Below are 22,256 nucleotides of genomic sequence, written 5' to 3'. Positions count from 1 at the left end.
AATAGAGTCCATATGGGAGAATATTTTTTTTCATTCTCTTAAATTCCTTAAATTGAGATCAGTAACAATAAAGAAAGAATGATCTTGTTTGAAACTCTTATCTGCCCGAACCAGTTTTAGGGAAATGTGAAAAAAGATTGATATCGATTATTAATCAGTGTGTGATGAAAAGAGTAATTAAGGACTTTAAAAGCATTGGTATTGAGTTGATTCAACGTCTGATAAAAACCTTTCCCGATGGAATTTATGAAGATGACTTGATCAGCATTACGAAACCAAATGGTGATAAAATAAATGTTGTGGAGTTGCGTACCGAAGACACAATCTATCTAATTAAAATGAATCAGGAACTTCAGGCCCGAATTGATTCTTTTACAGGAGATTTCGAAGGGCTTGATCCTTATTCTGATGGATACAGAGATAGTCCTTAACCTTCTGTTTTGGCTAAAATTGCGGTTGCCGATTCTATGATTCCCAATTTGTCGTATCCACATTCACGATACAATTCCTGCTGAGTACCTTGTTCTACCCATTTATCGGGTACACCCAATCGTTTTACCCTGGCCTGATAATGATTGTCATTCGCAAACTCGATGACTGCTGAACCTAATCCGCCAATAATACACCCATCTTCAAGAGTGATAATCTGATCGTGTTTTCCAAGAACTTCATGCAGCAATTCGGTATCAATAGGTTTCAGATAACGCATGTCGTAATGGGCAATCGAGTAGCCGTCTTTTTCCAGTTCTTCAATGGCATCCACAGCTTCCACACCAATGGCACCAATCGATAATATTGCAAGATCTTTTCCGTCTTTCAACTTTTGGCCTTTGCCAACAGGAAGAATCTCAAAAGGTTTTTGCCAGTCAAGAATACGACCTTTACCGCGTGGGTAACGAATGGAAAAAGGACCCATATTTTCTTGTTGGGCAGTAAACATCAAATTTCTCAACTCAACAGCATCAAGAGGAGAAGCAATTGTCATATTTGGAATGCATCTGAAAAAGGCCAGATCGTAAACACCATGATGAGTTGCACCATCGGCACCAACAACACCACCACGATCCAGACAGAAAACAACATTTACATTTTGCAGAGCTACATCATGAATCACCTGATCGTAAGCTCTTTGCATAAATGATGAGTAAATGGCACAGAATGGTAATTTGCCTTTTGCAGCCAATCCTCCCGAGAAAGTAACGGCGTGTTGTTCCGCAATCCCAACATCAAATGCACGATCGGGCATTTTTTCCATCATGATATTTAATGAACTGCCTGTTGGCATTGCTGGTGTAATACCAACAATTTTATCATTCATTTCGGCCAGTTCAACCAAAGTATTGCCAAAAACTTCTTGGAATTTTGGTGCTTGCGGACTCGTTGATTCAGGTTGTAAAATTTCACCTGTTACCTTGTCGAACATTCCTGGAGCGTGCCAGTAAGTCTGATTCTGTTCGGCCAGTTTAAAGCCTTTTCCTTTTTTTGTAATAACATGCAAAAGCTTTGGGCCTGAAATTTTTTGTAAATCACTCAAAACTTTTACCATGTGATTCACATCATGACCATCAACAGGTCCAAAATATCTAAAGTTAAAAGCCTCAAAAATATTACTTTGTTTTAGCAGAATGGTTTTGATTCCTTGTTCCACTTTCTGAAATATTTTTTGAGTGTTTGGATTTAACCGGTTTAATTTCCCCAGAAACCGCCAAATATCATTCTTTACTTTATTATAGGTCTGCGAAGTGGTAATATCCAGCAAGTAGTTGTTCAAACCTCCAACATTAGGATCGATAGCCATATTGTTATCGTTTAGGATAACCAGTAAATCAGCATTGTTGTTGGCAGCATTGTTTAGTCCTTCAAAGGCCAAACCGGCAGTCATCGATCCATCACCAATTACGGCAACTGTTTTTCGATCGGTCTCTCCGCTTAATTGAGCCGCAGTAGCCATTCCCAAGGCTGCGGATATAGAAGTAGAGGAGTGTCCGACAGTAAAAGCATCGTATTCGCTTTCGTTTCTGTTAGGGAAACCACTTATTCCTTTGTATTTTCTATTCGTATGAAAAATATCTTTTCTTCCGGTAAGAATTTTATGTCCGTATGCCTGATGGCCTACATCCCAAATCAGGTTGTCGTAGGGAGTATTTAGTACGTAGTGAAGAGCAACGGTAAGTTCTACCACACCCAAACTGGCACCAAAATGCCCTGGATTGCATGAAACTTCTTCAATAATTTCCTGGCGCAATTCTTCACAAACCTGAATAAGGTCGTCTTCAGATACCTTTTTCAGATCAGATGGAAAATTGATTTTATCTAAAAATTCTTTTTCAGACTTAGCCATGTACGAAATACCCTTTTTAATCGTTTAACAGAATAAGAATTTGTTTCCCAATCATTTTTTTCAACTGATAGCGGATAAACAGATTATTCTGGAAGAAAAATATTGACGAAGATAATAATAAAAACTAAAGTATTCTTCTGTCTGGTGATGACGATACCATGTCAGATTCTTATATTTGCTTGTGTAATTGCAAGTTTCATTACTAACAAAAGTACAATTTAAACATGTTCAAAAAAACGAGTCAGCTGGTATTTATTTTAGCATCAGTTTTTCTATGCTTTTCTTGTGTTCCTACAAGACAATTTCAAGAACTCCAATCTAAGCAGCAAAACTGCCAGGACGAATTGGAGATGGAAAAGGAAAAAAATCTTACGCTAAGCGAATTGAATAATGAATTGAGTGGAAAACTTGAGGTTTTAGATGAAAAATATAAAAATATTCTTGCAGATACATTGCAAATATCACGACATCTTCAGTCTGCACGGGAACGATTAAGCAGAATAGAAAAGAGCAATCAGGATTTACTAAATCAATTGGCAGGAATGCAGGCAGGCAACGAAAAGGAAACCAAAGCTTTATTAGGTCAGATTAAAAAGGCTCAAAATGAATTGAGACTGCGTGAAGATGAGGTTCTTTCTTTGGAAAAAGAAATGGATGCCCGCAAACGAACCCTCGATACTTTACAGGCTGAATTGAATCGGAGAGATAAGCGATTGCAGGAGTTGGAATCGGCTTTAAACAGAAAAGATGAGGCCGTAAAGGCTTTAAAACAAAAGGTAATGAATGCCCTTACCGGATTTGACGGCAATGGTTTGTCGATCACTACCAAAAATGGAAAGGTTTATGTCTCTATGGATGAAAAACTCCTTTTTAAATCGGGAAGTTATCAGGTGGATCAAAGAGGTGTGGAAGCATTAGGGCATTTGGCAGGTGTATTGGCTCAAAACAAAGATATTAATGTAATGATTGAAGGACATACCGACAATGTTCCTTACAAGGGCAGTGGTGAGTTAAAAGACAACTGGGATTTAAGTGTGAAAAGAGCAACATCTATTGTTCGGATATTAATTTTAAATACTGGAATTGATGCTGAAAGACTTACCGTTGCAGGTAGAAGTAAATACGTGCCGATTGGTACTAATGCAACCGCCGAAGGTCGTAGTAAAAATCGTAGAACTGAGATCATTCTCACCCCAAAATTGGATGAGTTGTTTAAGATACTGGAATCAAATTAATACAAGGCTTCAAGCTAAATGATATGATGAACTTAAACAAATCCATTATAGGAATGGTGCATGTTCAGGCATTGCCAGGTACGCCGAAGAATAAATATTCCTTGGCAAAGATTTGTGAACTTGCTGTAAAAGAAGCCAGGCAGTATGAAACAGCCGGTTTGGATGCAGTTATGATAGAAAACATGCACGACGTTCCCTACCTAAAAGGTTCGGTAGGGCCGGAAATAACAGCAGCTATGGCAGTTGTTGCAAAAGCAGTGCGTGATGCAGTAAAATTACCTTTAGGAATTCAAATATTGGCAGGAGCGAATAAAGAAGCTCTGGCGGTGGCAAAAGTGGCTAATTTTCAATTTATCCGTGCGGAAGGTTTTGTATTTGGGCATCTTGCTGACGAGGGTTATATAGATTCTTGTGCCGGGGAGCTGATGCGTTATCGAAAAGCAATTGGAGCGGAAAATGTTTTTGTGTTTACAGACATTAAAAAGAAGCACAGCTCACATGCCATTACTGCGGATGTTGATATTGCAGAAACAGCGGAGGCTGCCGAATTTTTCTTAAGTGATGGAGTTATTATTACGGGCTCTTCAACTGGGAAAACTGTTTATTTGCACGAATTAAAAAGTCTGAAGGATAAAATTCATATTCCAATATTAATTGGATCAGGTATTACTGCTGAGAATCTTTCGGAGTATTGGGATTATGCTTCTGCTTTTATAGTTGGTTCACACTTTAAGGAAGATGGATATTGGGAGAATGAAATTTCTGATGAGCGATTGAAAATGTTTATGCAGATAGTTAAGAAATTAAGAAACTAATAATTGTAAAAAAAAGCTGCCAACCGGCAGCTTTTTTCAATTATTATATGGTCATGATATCTTTCTCTTTTTCAACCAGCAAGTCATCAATTTTCTTGCTGAATTTGTCGGTAAGCTTTTGAACAAAAGCTTCTGCATCTTTTTCGATGTCTTCTGATAAACCATCTTTTACCAGTTTTTTTAATTCAACATTGGTATCTCTTCTGGCATTTCGGATGCTTACTTTTGCATGTTCGCATTCCGATTTAGCTTGTTTAACCAAGTCATTTCTGCGTTCTTCGGTCAAAGGAGGAATATGAATACGGATTAATTCTCCATTATTATCCGGGTTAAAACCCAAATTGGAATTCATAATCGCTTTTTCAATCTGTACAATCATTGGTTTTTCCCATGGTTGAATTGCAATAGTTCTTGGATCGGGTACACTTAGATTGGCAACCTGAGCCAGTGGAGTCATGTTTCCGTAGTAATCCACCATCACACCATTCAACATGCTTGGATTTGCTCTTCCAGCACGAATTTTCACTAATTCTTTTTCAAGATGGTCAACAGCAGCTTCCATCTTTTCCTGCGTATCATCCAGATACATTTGAACTTCTTCAGTCATCGGAGAAAGATTTTTATATGTTTTTATTGATCAATGTATAGTGTTTACAAAAATAGCAAAAATCTATAATCAAATAAAGATAGTCCTTTTTTACTAAAACTAAAATGTATCAGTAGTAAAGAGCTTGTGGCTGTTAATTGTGAACTAATGTCCCAATATTTTCACCTTCAATCACTTGCTTTAAATTTCCTTTTGTATCCATATCAAAAACAATTATTGGTAAATTGTTTTCTTTACACATTGTTGTTGCCGTTAAATCCATAACTCTCAAATCTTTGTTGTAGATTTCATCGAAAGTAATGGTTTCAAATTTTACAGCGCTACTGTCTTTTTCAGGATCAGCAGTATATATGCCGTCAACGCGGGTTCCCTTAAGCATTACATCAGCTTCTATTTCAATTCCACGAAGCGAAGAACCAGTATCTGTTGTAAAATACGGATTTCCTGTTCCGGCAGAGAAGATCGTAACACAACCTTCAGAAAGGTAGTCTACCGCTTTTTGTTTCGAATAGAATTCACCAATTGGCTCCATTCGAATGGCTGTTAAAACCCGTGATTTACATTGAATGGCTTCCAATGCGGAGTTAAGTGCAAGGCTGTTAATTACGGTAGCAAGCATTCCCATCGAATCGCCTTTAACACGGTCGAAACCTTTAGCAGCACCGCTTAATCCGCGAAAAATATTACCGCCGCCAATTACGATTCCAACTTGAACACCAAGATCTGTTATTTCTTTAATTTGTTCGGCATAGTCGTTTAATCTTTGTGAATCAATTCCATATTGTTGATCACCCATTAAAGATTCGCCGCTTAATTTCAGTAGTACACGTTTGTATTTAACCATTCTTTCAGATTTTTATACCCAAAGTTGAGAAAATTCTACGATAAGATAAAAAAAAAGAGTTCCGGAAAGGAACTCTTTTTATATGTAATAATAATTGTATTAAGCATTTAATGTGAAACGCATCATTTTAGTCACAGTTAAATCTTTGTCAGATTCAGCAAGATACTGCTTAACAGTTTGCTTGTTGTTTTTAACAAAGTCCTGGTTCAATAATGTTGATTCTTTAAAGAATTTAACCAATCGGCCTTCTGCAATTTTATCAAGCATAGCCTCAGGTTTTCCTTCTAAACGAGCTTTTTCTTTTGCGATTTCAAGTTCTTTAGCAACTACATCAGCAGCAACATCATCCTTATCAATACTAATTGGAGCCATAGCTGCAGCTTGCATAGCAACGTCTCTGGCCATTTGCTCATCCATTGATTTGTTAAAACCAATCATAGTAGATAATTTGTTTCCTGCATGAATATAGGCAACAGAATATTCTGCTTCCATTTTACCAAAGAAACTTAAATCGATTTTCTCACCGATAACACCGGTTTGCTCAGTAACGTGTTCTTCAACTTTTCTTCCTTCAAGCTCTAAAGCTTTCAAAGCTTCAAGATCTGCAGGCATGTTTGCCAAAGCTAAATCAAGAATTTTAGTTGCAAATTCTACGAAACTATCATTCTTCGCAACGAAGTCAGTTTCACAGTTTAGAGTGATCATTACACCACTTTTCTTATCTTCAGAAACTTTTGCTAATACAACACCTTCAGTTGCTTCTCTGTCGGCACGTTTGTTAGCAATCGCCATTCCTTTTTTACGAATAATGCTTACCGCTGCGTCAAAATCCCCTTCAGCTTCAGTAAGAGCATTTTTACAATCCATCATTCCTGCGCCAGTTGCTTTACGCAATTTGGCTACGTCTGCTGCTTTAATAGACATGATATATCTAATTTTTTGTTAGTTAATTATTCCTTATCATTCTTTTCTTCTTCAGTAGCTGGAGCTTCTGGAGTTGTTTCTGCAACTGGTGCTTCTGGTGCTACTTCTACAGCCGGAGCAACTTCAGCAACTGGTGCTTCTTCTACAGGAGCATCTGCTTTCTTAGCTTTTTTTGGCTTAGAAGCTTTCTTTTCAGTCGATTCTGTATCTTTTTCTACTTTTCTTTCCGATAAACCTTCTTTAATAGAGGCGGTTACAATGTCAAGAATGATAGAAACAGAGCTGGAAGCGTCATCATTACAAGGAACTACGAAATCAATACCATCAGGGCTTGAGTTTGTATCAACCATTGCGAAAACAGGAATACCCAAACGGTTTGCTTCTTTAACAGCGATATATTCTTTCATTACATCAACTACAAATAGAGCTGCCGGTAATCTGGTCAGATCAACAATACTACCTAAGTTTTTTTCCAACTTAGCTCTTTGACGAGATACTTGTAGTCTTTCTCTTTTAGACAGGTGGTTAAGAGTTCCGTCACCTTCCATTTTGTCAATGGTAGACATTTTCTTAACAGCCTTTCTGATAGTAGGGAAGTTAGTTAACATACCACCTGGCCAACGCTCAGTTACATATGGCATATTTACTGCTGCTACTTTTTCAGAAACGATTGATTTTGCTTGCTTTTTAGTAGCAACAAAAAGAATTTTTCTTCCTGATTTAGCGATTTGTTTCAATGCTGCGGCGGCATCATCCAGCTTTACAGCTGTTTTGTGCAAGTCGATAATGTGAATTCCATTGCGCTCCATGAAAATATAAGGAGCCATTTTTGGATTCCATTTTCTAGTCAAGTGACCAAAGTGGCAACCTGCTTCTAATAATTCTTCAAATGTTGTATTTGACATTTTTGTTTTTTTTAATCGTTTACATTCGTTTTATGGCAATTGCTAAGTAGTTCGAAAATCGAAGTCTTACCAATTTAGATACTAAACTTGCCACAAAAATTCTAACGCTTGCTAAATTGAAATTTCTTACGTGCTTTAGGTTGACCTGGTTTTTTACGTTCAACCTCACGAGGATCGCGAGTCATAAAACCTGCAGTTCTTAGTGCTGATTTTGATTCTGCATCAATTTTAACAAGTGCTCTGGAGATTGCCAAACGAAGAGCTTCTGCTTGACCTGTAACTCCACCACCATCAAGATTTACTTTGATGTCGTATTTATCGGCTACCTCTAAAAGGTTTAAAGGTTGCTTTACGATGTACTGCAGAGTTCCGGTAGTAAAGTACTCTTTAAGCTCTTTTTTGTTGATGGTAATCTGACCTTTACCTTCGCTAACGTATACACGGGCAACAGCTGCTTTTCTACGTCCAATAGCATTAATAACTTCCATACCTACTTATTTAATTGTGTTTAAATCTAATTTCTTTGGCTGCTGAGCTTCGTGTTTGTGCTCAGAACCTACAACTACATATAGGTTTGAGTAAAGAGTTCTTCCTAAACGATTTTTTGGAAGCATACCTTTTACAGCCTTCTCAATTAATCTTTCTGGGTGTTTCGCCATAAGATCAGCTGGAGTTTTAATTCTTTGTCCACCTGGGTGTCCGGTGTAAGAAAAATACTTTCTGTCTGTCATTTTATTTCCAGTCATACGTATTTTCTCAGCATTGATAATAATCACGTTGTCTCCACAGTCAACATGAGGAGTGTAATTAGGTTTGTATTTACCTCTAATCAGCTTTGCTACTTTAGAGCTAAGTCTACCTAACACTTGGTCTGCTGCATCAATAACAATCCACTCTTTAGTAGCAGTTGCTTTGTTTGCAGAAACTGTTTTGTAACTTAATGTATCCACGTTAAAAACTTTTAATAAATAATACTTTTAATACAATTATTCCAATTTGGCTTGCAAAAGTACAAGAATCCTATAAATACACCAATTTTTTTAACGATTTATTGATGAAGAACTTAACCTGATGTGGATAATCGGGTAATGTGGAGGAGTTAAGTCTGTCAAAAAATCAAATTGATATATTTCCCAATAATGAATCCTTTACTTGCTAAGGGTAGTAGAATCAAGTTGTTGGGGGCGGGAGTCCTGGTAAGTAAGCCCATCGTCACAATTTCTCTGCAAAAGTATGAAATAAATTTATTTTTGAAGTCTCTTTTTAGTATTTTTTTAGAAAGAAATGCAATTGGAAGATTTGATATGCAGGAACTAAGGAGTTTTACATTTGGTAATTAAAAATATTGAAACGAATGAGTGTTCGATTAAAAAGAGATTTTTTTCTGAAGGATATCCATATTGTTGCCCATCAGTTGGTCGGAAAAATTATTGTTAGAAAATTTGATGCAATGAAAGAAGAACGGTTTCGAATAACGGAAATTGAAATGTACGTGGGGGAGATGGATTTGGCATCTCACGCATCAAAAGGGCGTACCAAAAGAACAGAGGTTATGTATTCTTGCGGTGGTTGCGTCTATGTTTATTTAATTTACGGGATGTATTGGCTGCTGAATATTGTAACCGGTAAAAAGGATCAAGCTCAGGCAATATTAGTTCGTGGTGTTGAAGGAATTGATGGGCCAGGCAGAATCGGACAGCAATTAAAATTGGATAAGAGTTTTTATGGAGAGAATCTGGAGAGCTCGAATCGAATTTGGGTGGAAGATGATGGCATGTTATGCAATTATACCCTTCATCCCAGAATTAATGTGGAATATGCGGGTGATATATGGAAAAACAAGTTGTATCGTTATAAAATTGAGAAAGCAAAGCTTTAATTCCAGCTAATTTTTCTTAGAAAGAAATCTCCATTGATTCTTAGATAGATTGCTGTGGCGTAATTCGCGTTTGAATCTGTTGGATTGTAATAAAGATCTATTTTTCCTCCGAAATGGATCCCTTTACTTATTTTCCGCTCATAGAAATACTTAAATGTAACAAGTTCTCTTCTGTTTTGATATGAACCGGGTTTGCTATAGGATATTGATTGAAATAATTCTGAACCTCTTGAGGCAATGAAATGATATGCATACCAATATCCTAGTCTAAATTGAGAATGTTTCGTGTTAATGCCTATCTGCGGGTAAAAAGCATGTCCTTTATTAAAAAGGAATTCGCTAACAGAGGAGTTGTCGCTGACGTAATATGCTAAAGCTCGGATATACCATGAAGTAAATCTGGAATTTTCAACTTTTCTTAAAAAATCTAGGCCGGATGAAAAGTTGCCAATGGTTTGAACGGATTCGTCAGAAGAGTCAATTTCACCGCCTCTGTGTGCGAAAAGAACCTGAACCGGAATGGACAGTCTGTTTTGTGAAGATGTATTATTTAACTGATAGCTGCTTGAAATTCCGAAAGTGAATTTTTCCTGAAAAGGATCCCCTTTTAAGATGAATTGTTCCCAATTAATCCATGTGTCAAGTTTTAATCGTTTTGTATGATACAAAAGTTGAATTCCACTTTCTGCTTTATCCGTAAAAAACTTTTCCGGTTCGAACATGGGCTCCGAAAGCATATGGTTGTTGTTTTGGTTTAAGCCTCCTAAAATTAAATTGACTTTGCTTGAGGCTTGATAGTTTACAGAGAATATTGCTTGTGTTTCATTAAAGTTTGTTCGTCCTGAATATTGCTGAAACCGCATACCTGCTTCAATTCGAATTTTAGAAGACGGATAATAAACCAATTTTGGTGTTGCTGAGTAGCCGATCCAGGTTGTTCCATTAGAAAAAGTGCCGGAATACTCATTGTTTTTTACAAAATTGAAATTCTCAAATCTTAAAAATAATTTATTGCTGTCAGCTTTTTGAAATTCTTTATAATGTAAAAACGGCGTATTGAAATCTTGTGCCAATGATGAATATTGACTTGTCAACAGCAATAATAATATGATGAATACCTGTGGGAAGAGTCTGGCCATATCTTGATTTTAAGGTAGCCAATGTACAATTATCTGAAGAAATATTTTAAAAGAAGAGGTAAATAATTATTTTTTATTTAGAAAAAGGGTTTCTCTGATTGAAGAGAAACCCTAATTTAATGAATGCTTTGGTTGTGTTTCGGTGAAAAAGACTAAATACCTTTAGAACCAAATTTGGGATAAATATTGCATTCAAATCAGACTATATTGTTATGTGTTGTTTTATGCTGTTTCGTATGAAGAATCAGGCAAAACCAATGCTAATATAAAGTATGCAAGAAGCATTAGTGGATTGAATAAAGTTAGTATCAGCCACGCAGCTCTTATAATTATTGGGTCGAGTTCCGGATTTATGTATTGAGAAATACCTCCGCAAACACCAGCTATTTTTTTCTCCTTTGATCTTATTAAGCGTTTCATATTTCTGGATTTTTGGTTTTATTACTCCTGTTCTTCATCTTCGTCATCAAACGTAAAATGCGATAGGGTTTTTAATTCGTCAACACGAAAATCTCCAAAAAAGGAAACCAATGAAGTTCTGTTTTCATTATAGTGCAAGACATGAAATTCACTAAATTTTTTCCCATTTCCTTTTGCGAAGAAATGAACATCATCAGAATTTTTATCATCCCTGTCAGTTAATACTTCTTTATAGGCATTTCCTTTTGATAGTTGTGAAGAGACAATCTTTTTGAATTTGGTTTCGTCTCCGTTTACATGTTTAAAAGTTAGGAATTTGATGTTTTTACATTCTCCGGTGATATTTTTCTCCAATTCGTCTTCATCAACATCAAAGTCGAGGTTTTTTAGGAAACTACCTGCAAAACTAAAACTGCTAAAACCATCTAAATTTGAATATTTAGCATGTATTTGCTCACCTTTGGTTTGAGCTTGCATCAGGATTGGAAATACTATTGCGGCAATTATTACTACTAATTTCTTCATGATATTTTATTTTTTAGTTTACCATGTTTACACCAGCAAAGCGTGTGTTGAAAAAGGAGCCGGTGTAAAGCATGGATTTATTTGTTATGATATTTTAATTTGCTTAGGCCTTCTTTTTTCATGATCCACATCTTGTCAAGCATGTCGTAGTCCCATGCATTATCTACATTATCAATGTCGTGAATGATTTTTCGCATCGACTTGTCCAGATAAATCACTTTTCCTTCGGGCACCTTAATTGTGATGTGTAGTTTTTGATTTCTCCATTTACTATCTGTTGGTAGTGTGAAAAATTGATTGAAGACAATTAGGGAATCAGTTTGTTTCCAGTTGTATTCAATGTTTTCAGCATTTTCACTTGCCTGTTCGTTTGACCTTCCTCTGGATTTCTTTTTCAATTTAATTTCAAATTTGCCGCTATTGCTCTTTTCGATATCAAGAGTGGGTTCTCCAACTATAATTTCCTTATCATCTTTGACTATGATTTTTATATTGTCCAGACCGATGTGTCCATTATGCCAGTCAAAATCGATATTGTCAGTTGATTTTAAATATAGTGTATCTGTTTGGGTAGGCTGTATTTCAATGTTTTCTGAATAACGGGTGCTGCTTTGCATGTATCCCTTTATTTGAGAAAAACTTAGACTAACCAAAAGGATAATTCCCAGTATCCAAAATGCAAGTGCTGAGAATCCTATTATTTTATTGTTGGTTTTGAAATTGAACAGGAGTTTTAATCCTGCAAAAATCAGAAGGAGTAATGGGATTCCAATCACCACAATTACGCCAATTGTGAATAGAGTGATACTGCTTCCGTCAAGAAATAGGTGTGGAAGTACTGTGCCGGGAAAATGGAAATCAGAAAATGGACCAAAAAAGCTATTTACAAAAATCATTGAGCCAATAAAGCTGATAAGGGTAACAAATCCTGCAAATACGAATCCAATACCAAGCAAAATAATTATCACTTTAAGGATGAGTCGAAGTGCTGTGCCCAGAAAATCAATTACTCTGTCGAAACCATCCTGAACTTGTGGTCCGTTTTTATCTCTTATTTTCTCGAAGCTTTCCTTAACTTCCTTGTATTCATCTTTAATGGTTTCTTCGATATTCGAAATATTGACTTTTTTCCCCTTCATTTCCAATTTTTGGGTTGTGGTGATTGCTTTAGGAACAGCAATCCATAAAATCACGTAAAGAAGAAATGAAAATCCATATCCCAGGAAAAAGAAAAGTGCAAAAAGGAGACGGATTACAACCACATCAATTCCAAAGTAAGCAGCTAAACCACTTGCGACACCACCCAAAACTCTATGGTCGGGATCGCGGAATAATCTGCGCTTTTTCTTTTCGGAAGTTTGTTTTGCGTCAGTTTCCTGATTCGACTCGTCTTCAATACTTTCCTCGTCGATAGCAAATATTTCTTCGGGTTTCCCCATAATCGATATGGTTTCTTCGATCATATCAACATTTACCACCTGATCTTTTGTGCTCAGTTTTTCATGGAAAATTTCTGAAATTCGAGCTTCAATATCAGATATGATTTCCCGGCCTTCTTCGCTCGGACCATAGTGGGAATTGATAGTACGTAAGTAAGCCTGTAGTTTTTCAAAAGCATCCTCATCGATATGGAAAATACTTCCGCTTATATTAATTGTTAATGTCTTTTTCATTTGTATATCGGTTTAAGGGTCTTACTTTTTAATTGTGTTTACAGCATCAACTAAATCTTGCCAGGATTGATCCAATTCTTTAAGAAATCCACTTCCAAGTTCGGCAATTGTATAGTATTTCCGAGGTGGACCTTGAGTTGATTCCTCCCAACGGTAACTTAGCAGTCCGTCGTTTTTTAATCGGGTTAGAAGTGGATATAATGTTCCTTCCACAACAATCATTTTTGCCTCTTTTAGCTCCTTGATTATATCTGAAGCGTAAGCATCATTTCTTGATAAAATGGATAGAATACAATATTCCAGCACTCCTTTTCGCATTTGGGCTTTAGTATTTTCGATCTTCATGGTTGGAATAAATTAAATTCTTGATTTTGTGTTTCCCGGATTGTTCCAGATGCTTTTGTGTTTTTTCTTCTCAACTACCTTCGTTTCCTCCTTTGTTAGAACAGTATCTTTTTCAATTAGGATCTGTTCTCTCGTTTGAGATGAAATATTTACAGTGTCAGTGCAGTCACTATTGCCGGCTAAAATATCTTTACATACTTGTATATTTTCTTCAAAAAAGAAAAGGCTTGAGTTGAAATAGCTTTTTTCTCCGTCGATTTTTGATTCACATCCTAAAATTGCATCAGATATAATTTTCACAATAGGAGATAGTATTTTCGATTGTTTCGCAGTAGAAACAAATTGAGCATTGGATTCTGTTGTCCACGAAAATAGAACAATTAGAATCAGGCTGAGTTTGCATAGTGAATTGTTTCTCTTGTTCATGGTGATTGTATTTATATCGTATACTACTATTACAAGCACGCAAGCTTGTTATACAAATATACGTACAAAAAAAGGTAATATGCAAAGCATAGTACTAAAAATATTTCAATAAAATATCTAAGTAGTTGAAAATGAGCAGTATAAATTTAATTTAAAATTGTCTTATATTTGAATATTCTAAAAAAATCAATATTAAGCAGGGGGTGTTATTAAAAAAATGACAAGAATAAAGCATTTTAGAGATAGGTGTATAGGTTGTGCTTATTGTGTAGGAGCAGCACCTGAATTTTGGGAGATGTGTACTGAAGATGGCAGATGTGACCTAATTGGTTCGATAAGGAAGAGAGATTGTTACGAATTAGAAATTTTTAATGATGAGGTTCAGAAAAATAGGAAAGCGGCCGATATTTGTCCAGGCAAATGTATTCGGGTGGAAACCAATTGATGTAATAATGGAATTAACAGGGGAGAACTTGGTATTTAGAATGTAAAAAGAGCGATTTCCCAACAAGGAAATCGCTCTTTTAAAATATTGCGTTTTTAAATTTCAGTTGAAACAAGCCATGAGAAAAAATTCTCACACAATAGAATGACTATTTGGCGAGTTCCATGTGACATCTTTAATTAATTGCAGTCACATGAAATTCAAAATTTATTTGCCTGATCTTTTACGATCGGTTTCTTTAAGAAGTATTTTTCTTAAACGGATTGAGTTAGGAGTAACCTCAACATACTCGTCACCTTGTATGTATTCCAATGCTTCTTCAAGAGAGTGAGTGATTGGAGGTGATAATCTCACCTTGTCATCAGTACCAGAAGTACGCATATTGGTTAGCTTCTTAGTTTTAGTAACGTTAATAACCAGGTCGCCGGCACGATTGTTTTCTCCAATTACCTGACCCTCATAAATCTCAACCGTTGGGGCAACGAAAAATGTACCACGATCTTGTAATTTGTTTAAAGCGTAAGCAAAAGTCAATCCGGTTTCCATAGCAATTAATGAACCGTTAATACGTCCGGGAATAGTGCCTTTGTGTGGTTGGTATTCCAGGAAACGATGAGAAATTACCGCTTCTCCGGCAGTAGCAGTCAGCAGTTGATTTCTTAGACCAATAATACCTCTTGATGGGATATGGAATTCAAGGTGAATACGATCCGCCTTACGTTCCATAGTCAGCATTTCTCCTTTACGTTGAGTTACGATCTCAATTGCTTTTCCTGAAACATCTTCCGGAAGATCTATGAATAGGAACTCAACTGGCTCACATTTTTCACCACCAATTTCTTTGATGATAACCTGTGGCTGACCAACTTGAATCTCGTATCCTTCACGACGCATAGTTTCGATCAGTACAGACAAATGAAGAACACCACGTCCGTATACAATATATGAATCAGCAGAATCAGTTTTTTCAACTCTAAGGGCTAAATTCTTTTCCAATTCTTTATTTAGCCGGTCAATTAAGTGACGGGAAGTAACGAATTTACCATCTTTTCCATAAAAAGGAGAATTGTTGATCGTAAATAACATACTCATTGTAGGTTCATCAATGGCAATTGGTTTTAGAGGTTCCGGGTTTTCAACACTACAAATAGAATCTCCAATATCAAAACCTTCAATACCTACTAAAGCACATATTTCTCCTGAGGCAACAGATTGAACTCTTTCTTTGCCCAGACCAGTAAAGATATGCAATTCTTTAATGCGTTGTTTTTTGATGCTTCCATCAGGTTTAACCAAACTAACATCCATTCCTTCACGAATTTCTCCCCGGTGAACGCGCCCTACGGCGATACGTCCAACATAAGCCGAGTAGTCAAGAGATGTGATAAGCATTTGTGGCGTACCGTTAATGGTTTTTGGCTCTGGAATGAACTCGATTACCGCATCTAAAATTGCTGTAATATCGGTTGTTGGCTTTTGCCAGTCTTTCGACATCCAGCCTTGTTTGGCCGAGCCGTAGATGGTTGGGAAATCCAATTGCTCTTCAGTAGCCTCTAAATTAAACATCAATTCGAAAACCTGCTCCTGAACTTCTTCAGGTCTGCAGTTTGGTTTGTCAACTTTATTAACAACCACAACAGGTTTAAGACCTAGAGCTAACGCTTTTTGCAGTACAAAACGAGTTTGAGGCATAGTTCCTTCAAAGGCGTCTACTAGTAGTAATACACCATCAGCCATATTCAAAACACGCTCAACTTCTCCACCAAAATCCGAGTGACCGGGAGTGTCTATGATATTAATCTTTACACCATTGTATTCAAGAGAAACGTTCTTCGACAAGATGGTGATTCCTCTCTCTCTTTCCAGGTCGTTATTATCAAGGATTAAATCACCTGGGTTCTCATTTTTTCTAAAAATGTTACTATGCATTATCATTTTGTCAACCAAAGTGGTTTTTCCATGGTCAACGTGGGCGATAATCGCAATGTTTCTCAATTTCCTCATCTTGTATTTTATTAATTTGAGAAAAAATATCCGCTGAAAGCTAATGAAATGGGATACTGTATTCTCTTTCTTTTTATTGTACTAGTCAAATTGATCATTCATCTAATCATCACATTCGTTGAAATTGTTGTGAGTGAATCGATTGCGGTGCTCAAAATGCGGCTGCAAAAGTACGCTTTATTTTTGAAAATTTTCTTTTCAGGCGGATTTAATTTTGTTTTAGATATTAATTTAATTCTTTCCTTTTTTTTAATGTTAAATTAACAGACCGTTGCAGATGAAATTGTTTCTTTGTGACGTCAACGATATTTAGTGATTATCTAATTTAGAATAGAAATAAGTAGCAAGTATAGCATCTGTGTAAAAACTTTACAGTCCTTATATATTCTAAATTGTAAATAATAACTTTTTTATCAGGATATTAAAATAAGGTTTAAACTAAGTTTTTGGTTAGTTTTGCGATTATGGATTTTGAAAGAAAAATATTATCTTCCGTATCCATTTTTTAACTGACCTTTTTGGTTAAAACTTTTGTTCTTTTTTTTGCGTGATTGTTGAAAAACTGTCCCTGTTTCAGGTTTGAAATGAACTTTTTCGATGAAGAGCTAAAAAAGGAAGACGAACGGGTATTATTAGTCCGTCGATTTTTTGTTAAATAGTTAAAAAGCAACCATTTTTGTGATCCTTTTCTCCGGGAAATGTGAGATGATTTTGTGGCGACATTGCCACACAATTACTAACCTAACAAATTGTTTTATGAAAAATGCTATGAGAAGTATTTTGACAATGGCGGCAATTATGATGTTGTCCATTGCAGCTATTGCTCAAACCACCGTAAAAGGTGTAGTCGTGGATGGTAGTACCAACGAAAGTTTGCCGGGTGCTTCTATCGTTGTTGCCGGAACAACTTCCGGTACCGTTTCGGGTTTTGATGGCTCGTTTGCTTTTGAATTGCCAAAAGGAGCGACAAAGCTTGTTGTAAGTTTCGTGGGATTTCTTGACAAAGAAATTGCCTTAAAAGGTGCTCAGGATTTAGGAATTATTAAGTTGGAATCTGATGCTGTTGGATTGAAAGAAGTTAGTGTAATGGCTTCTATTGTAACAGATCGTCAAACACCAATTGCTGTATCTACTATTTCTTCGGATATAATAGAGAATAAATTGGGATCTCAGGAATTTCCTGAAATTTTAAAGTCTACACCATCTGTATATACTTCGAAAGAAGGTGGTGGATTTGGTGATGCTTCGGTTTATATTCGTGGTTTTGACTCGAATAATGTTGGAGTATTAATTAATGGTATCCCTGTTAATGATATGGAATCAGGTAAAGTTTACTGGTCAAATTGGGCCGGACTTTCTGATGTTACCCGTACTATGCAGGTTCAGCGTGGTTTAGGAGCTTCTAAACTTGGACTTTCTTCTGTTGGAGGTACTATTAATGTTTTAACTAAATCTACAGATGCTAAAAAAGGTGGAGTAATTAAATCGAGTATTGGAAACGATGGTCTTAAGAAAAGCCTAATCTCTTTATCAACAGGTTTAATGGATAATGGATGGGCTGTTACTATCTTAGGTTCTCACACATCAGGTGATGGATATATAAAAGGAACCGATTATGATGCTTGGTCCTATTTTGCCAATATCTCTAAAGTGATTAATGAAAAACATACTCTGTCTTTTATGATTACAGGTGCACCACAATGGCACAATCAGCGTGGAAACAAGCACACTATCCAGCAATACCGCGATCATAAAGATGAATTTAAATACAATTCTGATTATGGAATGCGTGAAGGAAAATTATATGGTGGAGCATATGGTTACAACTATTACCACAAACCTCAGGCTCAATTGAATCATTATTGGACTATGGATGATAAAACATCTTTAACTACTTCATTCTATGCATCAGTTGGTTCTGGTGGTGGTCGTCGTGTATATGGAACTCAGTCTAAATTATTAGGTGTTAATTATAGTACTGGTGAGGATTATGATGTAACAATGAGAACTCCTGATGGTTTATTGGATTTTGAAGGGGTTGCGGCGATCAATGCAGCTTCCACCGCTTTAGGTTCTCAGGCGATTATTGCTAATTCAGTAAATAATCATGCTTGGTATGGTTTATTGTCTACATTAACACATGAATACAAGCAGTTTACTTTTACTGCAGGTTTAGATGCGCGTTATTACAAGGGAGAGCATTATAACGAAATTCATGATTTATTAGGTGGGCAATTTTACCTAAACTCTAGTAATGTTAATCGTGATGCTAATACTTGGTTAAAGGCCGATGATAAAATTAACTATTATAATGATGGTGAAGCGTTGTATACTGGTCTTTTCGGTCAAACAGAATATGTAACTGATGATTATTCAGCATTTATATCTGCAGCAGTGTCACGAAAAGCTTACCGACGTACAGATTATTTCTTGTATGAGCCAGGAAACCAAAAGTCTGATTGGGAAGATTTCTTGCCTTGGAATGTGAAGGCTGGTTTCAATTACAAGATCAACTCTATTCACAATGTATTCGTAAATGGAGGATATGTGCAAAGAACGCCTTATATGGCAAATGTATTTTTGAACAACACAAATGAAGTGAACAAGGATGTGAAGTATGAAAAAATCATTACTGCTGAGTTAGGGTATGCATATACATCTTCAAACTTTAATGCAAATGTTACTTTGTATCGTACCAATTGGAAAGACAGAGGTTTGGTGAAAAGTCTTGGTGGTGAAAATGTTAATATCTCAGGTTTGAATCAACTTCACCAAGGTATCGAGGTTGAGGGAGAATACAAGCCTTCTAAGAAATTAACTGTTCGCGCTATGGTATCTGTAGGTGATTGGGTTTATCAAGATGATGTACATGCGGTTGTTTATGATGATGCACAAGTGAAAAAAGGTGAGTTTACAGCCTATTTAAAAGATGTTCATGTTGGTAATTCAGCTCAGTTATCTGGTTCTGCTTCTATCGATTACGAAGTGCTTCCTAAATTAAATGTAAGTGTTGATTATACCTACTACGGTAATCATTATGCTGATTTTGATGCTACTAAGAGAACTGATATTGCCACCAGTGGTGATTCATGGGAAATGCCGGAAGCAGGGCTGGTTGATGCAGGTTTCCGTTATAAGTTTCAGATTGCAGGACTTGATGCTACTTTAAATACAAATGTTTACAATTTGTTTGATACGGAGTATGTTTCTAAAGCGCAAGATGGTTTAACTCATACAACTAATGAAGCTTTAGTGTATTACGGATTCGGAAGAACTTGGTCAACAGGTCTTAAAATTAAGTTTTAATCAGACTTTTGTTTAATAAAAAAAATAGAAAGATGAAGAAATTATTATATATGGCATCCTTCTTTGCTTTGGTTTTCACTTCTTGTGACCCAATGGAAGATGCTTACAAAGAAGTAGATGAAGCGAATGCTGATGCTGTGGCTGATGCGAAATTTTTCTCAGATAAAGTATTGCTTGAAACAGGATATACTTTGACTGATGCTGATTATGCCCTTTCAACTAACACGAATGTTAGCGGGCATCAGAATTTTTCAAGTACTGCTACTGTAGCTGATAACCTGCCTGAAGTATTAACAAACATGAAGGTTTATGGTGAGGCAGGAGCAGAATATACTGTAAACTATAATTATTATAGAGGTGGTCTTTCTTATATCTATGATTATCTTGATTATCTGGAAGTGTTAGCTGCTATTGATTCTTATACACTGACTACAGCAGATTACGATGGTATGGGAACTGCTGCAGGTGAGCCTGGCAAGTACAATAATTTCGATGCTACAGTAAAAGCAGAAAACTATTTGCCTGACTTCTTATTGGGTAAATACCCTAGTGCTGCTGATGGTGATGAGTTAGCTGTAACTTACAAATATTACAATGGTTCATCAACTTCTATGGTTACTGAATTTTGGGCTTTTGATGGTTCTGTTTGGACTAAATCTGATAAAGTTGCTCCGGCTATTCCTGGTGATGTAATGATTTATGAACTGACTACCGAAGATTACGATGCAATGGGAACAGGTTCTAATCAACCTGGCAAATACAATAACTTTTCAAGTTCAATTGTGCCTGCTGATTATTTACCAAATTTCCTTAGTTTTAAATTTCCTTTTGCTTTAGAAGGAAATAAAATTACACCAATTTACAAGTATTATGCTGGTGATGGTGTGACAGAAACAAAAGCTGTTGAATATACTTTAACTAAAGGGGTGTGGGTTGCTTATCAAAGTACTGTTGAAGCATCCTCTTTGGTTGCTTACAAAGATAAAACATGGTTGTTTGTTCCTCCAATCAAATTTGTGAAGTCGGAGAAGACCCCAACTGTAACGTTTACTTTGGTTTATGATGATTATGCTTTTGTTGGCAATAGTCAATATGGTAACTTCGATGAAGAAGAAGCTGTTGTTCTTGAAAAAATCGCTAAGATTATCAAAAACAATTATGAGGTTGCTGTAGGTCAGGTTTATTCTGTTACTTATAAATATTATAGTGCTGGAGTAACTGATAAAACAGTGATACTTGAAGCTGTTGAAGATATTTAACAGAAAGGAATATAATACTAAGCCCGAATCCAATGGATTCGGGCTTTTTTTATCTCCATTGCTTAGATTGTATGCAGAGTACATGTTTTGATTGGAGGACTGATAAAGGTGTTCAATAACATAATAATTTAACTGCTCCTGTCTTGGTTTTGTTTAAGAAGAATCGGAACTTTTAACTTGTTAATTATATTAATTAAATCACATTATTATGAGTAAAGTAAATGTATGGTTATACGATAACCTGTTGACTCCCGACCCCAATGATTTCTACGGAAAAGTTAAGCCTCAGGGTACACTCCGCAATAACGATATCGCCGATGCTATGGTAAAGGAAGGCACCGAATACCAAAAGGAAACCATTTTAAATATCCTCGATCGAAGCGACCGGATTAAAGTCTCTAAATTGGTTGAGGGATATAGCATTAATACAGGCGTATGTTACAGCCATATTGGTATAAATGGTGCTTTTCACGGAGCAACAGATCGTTTCGATCCTAATGAGCACCGCATTACAGCATCTTTTACCAGCAGTACTGCTTTGCGCGAAGAGTTAAAGAAAACACAAGTAGAGATTATTGGAGCAGCCACTACCGAGCCCGTTATCGGGAAAGTAATCGACAATTTAACTAAAGCAGAGGATAGCACGATTACCCCGGGTAATGTAATTGTTATTAAAGGAAACAGAATTAAGATTGCAGGAGACGATTCTGGTGTAGGTGTTTATCTGGTAGATCAGGGTACCAATACGCGCTGCAAATGTGAACAAATCGTAACCAATGAGCCAAAACAATTGATGGTAATGCTTCCTGATCTGCCAGCAGGTAATTACATTTTAGAGATTGTGACACAATATTCATCTAATAACTCTACCCTAAAAGAGCCCAGAACTACACCCTTTGAGCATGTTCTGATTGTAGAATAGACCAACTGAGATTGAATACATTTTATCCGGACAGAACCATCTGTCCGGATTTTTATTGATGACAAACTCAAACCTTTCGTTGTGGTAGTCTGCCATGTGTACAGGTGGTGACCTTCCACGTATGAGAGTGGTGGTCTCCCACCTGTACAGGTGGCGGTTCGCCATCAGGAGGGGTGGTTGTTTCGGATCTTAAAGATATTTAGAGTCCTCTGCCCCAAAAAAAAGACTGTTCCATTCGAGAA

The 22,256-nt window shown here is 36.4% G+C and carries 22 protein-coding genes; 8 read left to right on the top strand and 14 right to left on the bottom strand.

Features of this window, described 5'->3' with window-relative positions; all coding sequences use genetic code 11:
- Positions 1-164: 164 nt before the first annotated feature.
- Entirely contained in the window at positions 165-431 is a 267-nt protein-coding gene (locus BZG01_RS13175) for a hypothetical protein (protein ID WP_101310306.1), read from the top strand.
- On the opposite strand, the gene dxs is transcribed toward BZG01_RS13175, so the two are convergent.
- Positions 428-2,341 (bottom strand): 1-deoxy-D-xylulose-5-phosphate synthase, encoded by a 1,914-nt coding sequence (gene dxs, locus BZG01_RS13170; protein WP_101310305.1) that lies wholly within the window; start codon positions 2,339-2,341, stop codon positions 428-430. The two genes, BZG01_RS13175 and dxs, sit on opposite strands and share 4 nt — an antisense overlap.
- A gap of 350 nt (positions 2,342-2,691) precedes the next feature.
- Here dxs and BZG01_RS13165 point away from each other — a divergent pair, with 350 nt between their 5' ends.
- Positions 2,692-3,576 (top strand): OmpA family protein, encoded by an 885-nt coding sequence (locus BZG01_RS13165; protein WP_180327312.1) that lies wholly within the window; start codon positions 2,692-2,694, stop codon positions 3,574-3,576.
- Positions 3,577-3,599: 23 nt separating this feature from the next.
- Complete coding sequence (locus BZG01_RS13160; protein WP_101310303.1) at positions 3,600-4,391, top strand: BtpA/SgcQ family protein; 792 nt, start codon at positions 3,600-3,602, stop codon at positions 4,389-4,391.
- 43 nt (positions 4,392-4,434) lie between these two features.
- Here BZG01_RS13160 and frr read toward each other — a convergent pair whose 3' ends face one another.
- From frr to rplM, 6 genes are all read right to left on the bottom strand, one after another.
- Positions 4,435-4,998, bottom strand: a complete 564-nt coding sequence (gene frr, locus BZG01_RS13155; protein ID WP_101310302.1) for a ribosome recycling factor — start codon at positions 4,996-4,998, stop codon at positions 4,435-4,437.
- Positions 4,999-5,131: 133 nt separating this feature from the next.
- On the bottom strand, positions 5,132-5,842 hold the full coding sequence (pyrH, locus tag BZG01_RS13150) for a UMP kinase (RefSeq protein ID WP_101310301.1): 711 nt from the start codon (positions 5,840-5,842) through the stop codon (positions 5,132-5,134).
- 99 nt (positions 5,843-5,941) lie between these two features.
- A complete protein-coding gene (gene tsf, locus BZG01_RS13145) occupies positions 5,942-6,766 on the bottom strand; it encodes a translation elongation factor Ts (protein WP_101310300.1) in 825 nt (274 codons plus the stop codon).
- 26 nt (positions 6,767-6,792) lie between these two features.
- Positions 6,793-7,671 (bottom strand): 30S ribosomal protein S2, encoded by an 879-nt coding sequence (gene rpsB / locus BZG01_RS13140; RefSeq protein WP_101310299.1) that lies wholly within the window; start codon positions 7,669-7,671, stop codon positions 6,793-6,795.
- A gap of 101 nt (positions 7,672-7,772) precedes the next feature.
- Positions 7,773-8,159, bottom strand: coding sequence for a 30S ribosomal protein S9 (gene rpsI, locus BZG01_RS13135; RefSeq protein WP_101310298.1), 387 nt, complete (start codon positions 8,157-8,159; stop codon positions 7,773-7,775).
- Positions 8,160-8,165: 6 nt separating this feature from the next.
- Complete coding sequence (rplM, locus tag BZG01_RS13130; RefSeq protein ID WP_101310297.1) at positions 8,166-8,621, bottom strand: 50S ribosomal protein L13; 456 nt, start codon at positions 8,619-8,621, stop codon at positions 8,166-8,168.
- A 404-nt stretch (positions 8,622-9,025) separates the two neighbouring features.
- Between rplM and BZG01_RS13120 the strand changes: the two genes are divergently transcribed.
- On the top strand, positions 9,026-9,550 hold the full coding sequence (locus tag BZG01_RS13120; protein ID WP_101310295.1) for a DNA-3-methyladenine glycosylase: 525 nt from the start codon (positions 9,026-9,028) through the stop codon (positions 9,548-9,550).
- Here the strand turns inward: BZG01_RS13120 and BZG01_RS13115 are convergent.
- The 6 genes from BZG01_RS13115 to BZG01_RS13090 form a co-directional block, all read right to left on the bottom strand.
- Positions 9,547-10,689: a hypothetical protein gene (locus BZG01_RS13115; RefSeq protein WP_101310294.1), complete on the bottom strand. Its 1,143-nt coding sequence runs from the start codon at positions 10,687-10,689 to the stop codon at positions 9,547-9,549. The genes BZG01_RS13120 and BZG01_RS13115 overlap by 4 nt on opposite strands.
- A gap of 222 nt (positions 10,690-10,911) precedes the next feature.
- Positions 10,912-11,109, bottom strand: coding sequence for a PspC domain-containing protein (locus BZG01_RS13110; protein ID WP_101310293.1), 198 nt, complete (start codon positions 11,107-11,109; stop codon positions 10,912-10,914).
- Positions 11,110-11,130: 21 nt separating this feature from the next.
- Entirely contained in the window at positions 11,131-11,634 is a 504-nt protein-coding gene (locus BZG01_RS13105; RefSeq protein WP_101310292.1) for a DUF4252 domain-containing protein, read from the bottom strand.
- Positions 11,635-11,711: 77 nt separating this feature from the next.
- The gene (locus BZG01_RS13100; protein ID WP_101310291.1) at positions 11,712-13,307 is read right to left on the bottom strand and encodes a PspC domain-containing protein; all 1,596 of its coding nucleotides are present in this window, start codon (positions 13,305-13,307) and stop codon (positions 11,712-11,714) included.
- A gap of 21 nt (positions 13,308-13,328) precedes the next feature.
- Positions 13,329-13,652 (bottom strand): PadR family transcriptional regulator, encoded by a 324-nt coding sequence (locus BZG01_RS13095; protein ID WP_101310290.1) that lies wholly within the window; start codon positions 13,650-13,652, stop codon positions 13,329-13,331.
- 12 nt (positions 13,653-13,664) lie between these two features.
- The gene (locus BZG01_RS13090; RefSeq protein WP_101310289.1) at positions 13,665-14,078 is read right to left on the bottom strand and encodes a hypothetical protein; all 414 of its coding nucleotides are present in this window, start codon (positions 14,076-14,078) and stop codon (positions 13,665-13,667) included.
- 217 nt (positions 14,079-14,295) lie between these two features.
- Here BZG01_RS13090 and BZG01_RS13085 point away from each other — a divergent pair, with 217 nt between their 5' ends.
- Positions 14,296-14,523, top strand: coding sequence for a ferredoxin (locus BZG01_RS13085; RefSeq protein WP_101310288.1), 228 nt, complete (start codon positions 14,296-14,298; stop codon positions 14,521-14,523).
- Between the two features lie 207 nt (positions 14,524-14,730).
- Here the strand turns inward: BZG01_RS13085 and typA are convergent, their stop codons facing one another.
- Positions 14,731-16,527, bottom strand: a complete 1,797-nt coding sequence (gene typA, locus BZG01_RS13080) for a translational GTPase TypA (RefSeq protein WP_101310287.1) — start codon at positions 16,525-16,527, stop codon at positions 14,731-14,733.
- A gap of 756 nt (positions 16,528-17,283) precedes the next feature.
- Here typA and BZG01_RS13070 point away from each other — a divergent pair.
- The 3 genes from BZG01_RS13070 to BZG01_RS13060 all read left to right on the top strand — a co-directional run bounded on the left by BZG01_RS13070 (position 17,284) and on the right by BZG01_RS13060 (position 22,014).
- Positions 17,284-19,833, top strand: a complete 2,550-nt coding sequence (locus tag BZG01_RS13070) for a TonB-dependent receptor (RefSeq protein WP_101310285.1) — start codon at positions 17,284-17,286, stop codon at positions 19,831-19,833.
- A gap of 32 nt (positions 19,834-19,865) precedes the next feature.
- Entirely contained in the window at positions 19,866-21,092 is a 1,227-nt protein-coding gene (locus BZG01_RS13065) for a hypothetical protein (RefSeq protein ID WP_101310284.1), read from the top strand.
- Positions 21,093-21,300: 208 nt separating this feature from the next.
- The gene (locus BZG01_RS13060; RefSeq protein WP_101310283.1) at positions 21,301-22,014 is read left to right on the top strand and encodes a DNA-binding domain-containing protein; all 714 of its coding nucleotides are present in this window, start codon (positions 21,301-21,303) and stop codon (positions 22,012-22,014) included.
- Positions 22,015-22,256 lie beyond the last annotated feature (242 nt).

Origin of the sequence: Labilibaculum manganireducens, assembly GCF_002843385.1 — a bacterium.
GTDB classification, from domain to species: Bacteria; Bacteroidota; Bacteroidia; order Bacteroidales; family Marinifilaceae; genus Labilibaculum; species Labilibaculum manganireducens.
Note: the sequence above shows the minus strand (reverse complement) of the source record. Positions and strands in the feature narration are given on the sequence as shown.

Coding starts and splice junctions, on each gene's coding strand:
- BZG01_RS13175 (WP_101310306.1), top strand. CDS start 165: ATGAAAAGAGTAATTAAGGACTTTAAAAGCATTGGTATTGAGTTGATT.
- dxs (WP_101310305.1), bottom strand. CDS start 2,341: ATGGCTAAGTCTGAAAAAGAATTTTTAGATAAAATCAATTTTCCATCT.
- BZG01_RS13165 (WP_180327312.1), top strand. CDS start 2,692: ATGGAAAAGGAAAAAAATCTTACGCTAAGCGAATTGAATAATGAATTG.
- BZG01_RS13160 (WP_101310303.1), top strand. CDS start 3,600: ATGATGAACTTAAACAAATCCATTATAGGAATGGTGCATGTTCAGGCA.
- frr (WP_101310302.1), bottom strand. CDS start 4,998: ATGACTGAAGAAGTTCAAATGTATCTGGATGATACGCAGGAAAAGATG.
- pyrH (WP_101310301.1), bottom strand. CDS start 5,842: ATGGTTAAATACAAACGTGTACTACTGAAATTAAGCGGCGAATCTTTA.
- tsf (WP_101310300.1), bottom strand. CDS start 6,766: ATGTCTATTAAAGCAGCAGACGTAGCCAAATTGCGTAAAGCAACTGGC.
- rpsB (WP_101310299.1), bottom strand. CDS start 7,671: ATGTCAAATACAACATTTGAAGAATTATTAGAAGCAGGTTGCCACTTT.
- rpsI (WP_101310298.1), bottom strand. CDS start 8,159: ATGGAAGTTATTAATGCTATTGGACGTAGAAAAGCAGCTGTTGCCCGT.
- BZG01_RS13120 (WP_101310295.1), top strand. CDS start 9,026: ATGAGTGTTCGATTAAAAAGAGATTTTTTTCTGAAGGATATCCATATT.
- BZG01_RS13115 (WP_101310294.1), bottom strand. CDS start 10,689: ATGGCCAGACTCTTCCCACAGGTATTCATCATATTATTATTGCTGTTG.
- BZG01_RS13110 (WP_101310293.1), bottom strand. CDS start 11,109: ATGAAACGCTTAATAAGATCAAAGGAGAAAAAAATAGCTGGTGTTTGC.
- BZG01_RS13105 (WP_101310292.1), bottom strand. CDS start 11,634: ATGAAGAAATTAGTAGTAATAATTGCCGCAATAGTATTTCCAATCCTG.
- BZG01_RS13100 (WP_101310291.1), bottom strand. CDS start 13,307: ATGAAAAAGACATTAACAATTAATATAAGCGGAAGTATTTTCCATATC.
- BZG01_RS13095 (WP_101310290.1), bottom strand. CDS start 13,652: ATGAAGATCGAAAATACTAAAGCCCAAATGCGAAAAGGAGTGCTGGAA.
- BZG01_RS13090 (WP_101310289.1), bottom strand. CDS start 14,078: ATGAACAAGAGAAACAATTCACTATGCAAACTCAGCCTGATTCTAATT.
- BZG01_RS13085 (WP_101310288.1), top strand. CDS start 14,296: ATGACAAGAATAAAGCATTTTAGAGATAGGTGTATAGGTTGTGCTTAT.
- typA (WP_101310287.1), bottom strand. CDS start 16,527: ATGAGGAAATTGAGAAACATTGCGATTATCGCCCACGTTGACCATGGA.
- BZG01_RS13070 (WP_101310285.1), top strand. CDS start 17,284: ATGAAAAATGCTATGAGAAGTATTTTGACAATGGCGGCAATTATGATG.
- BZG01_RS13065 (WP_101310284.1), top strand. CDS start 19,866: ATGAAGAAATTATTATATATGGCATCCTTCTTTGCTTTGGTTTTCACT.
- BZG01_RS13060 (WP_101310283.1), top strand. CDS start 21,301: ATGAGTAAAGTAAATGTATGGTTATACGATAACCTGTTGACTCCCGAC.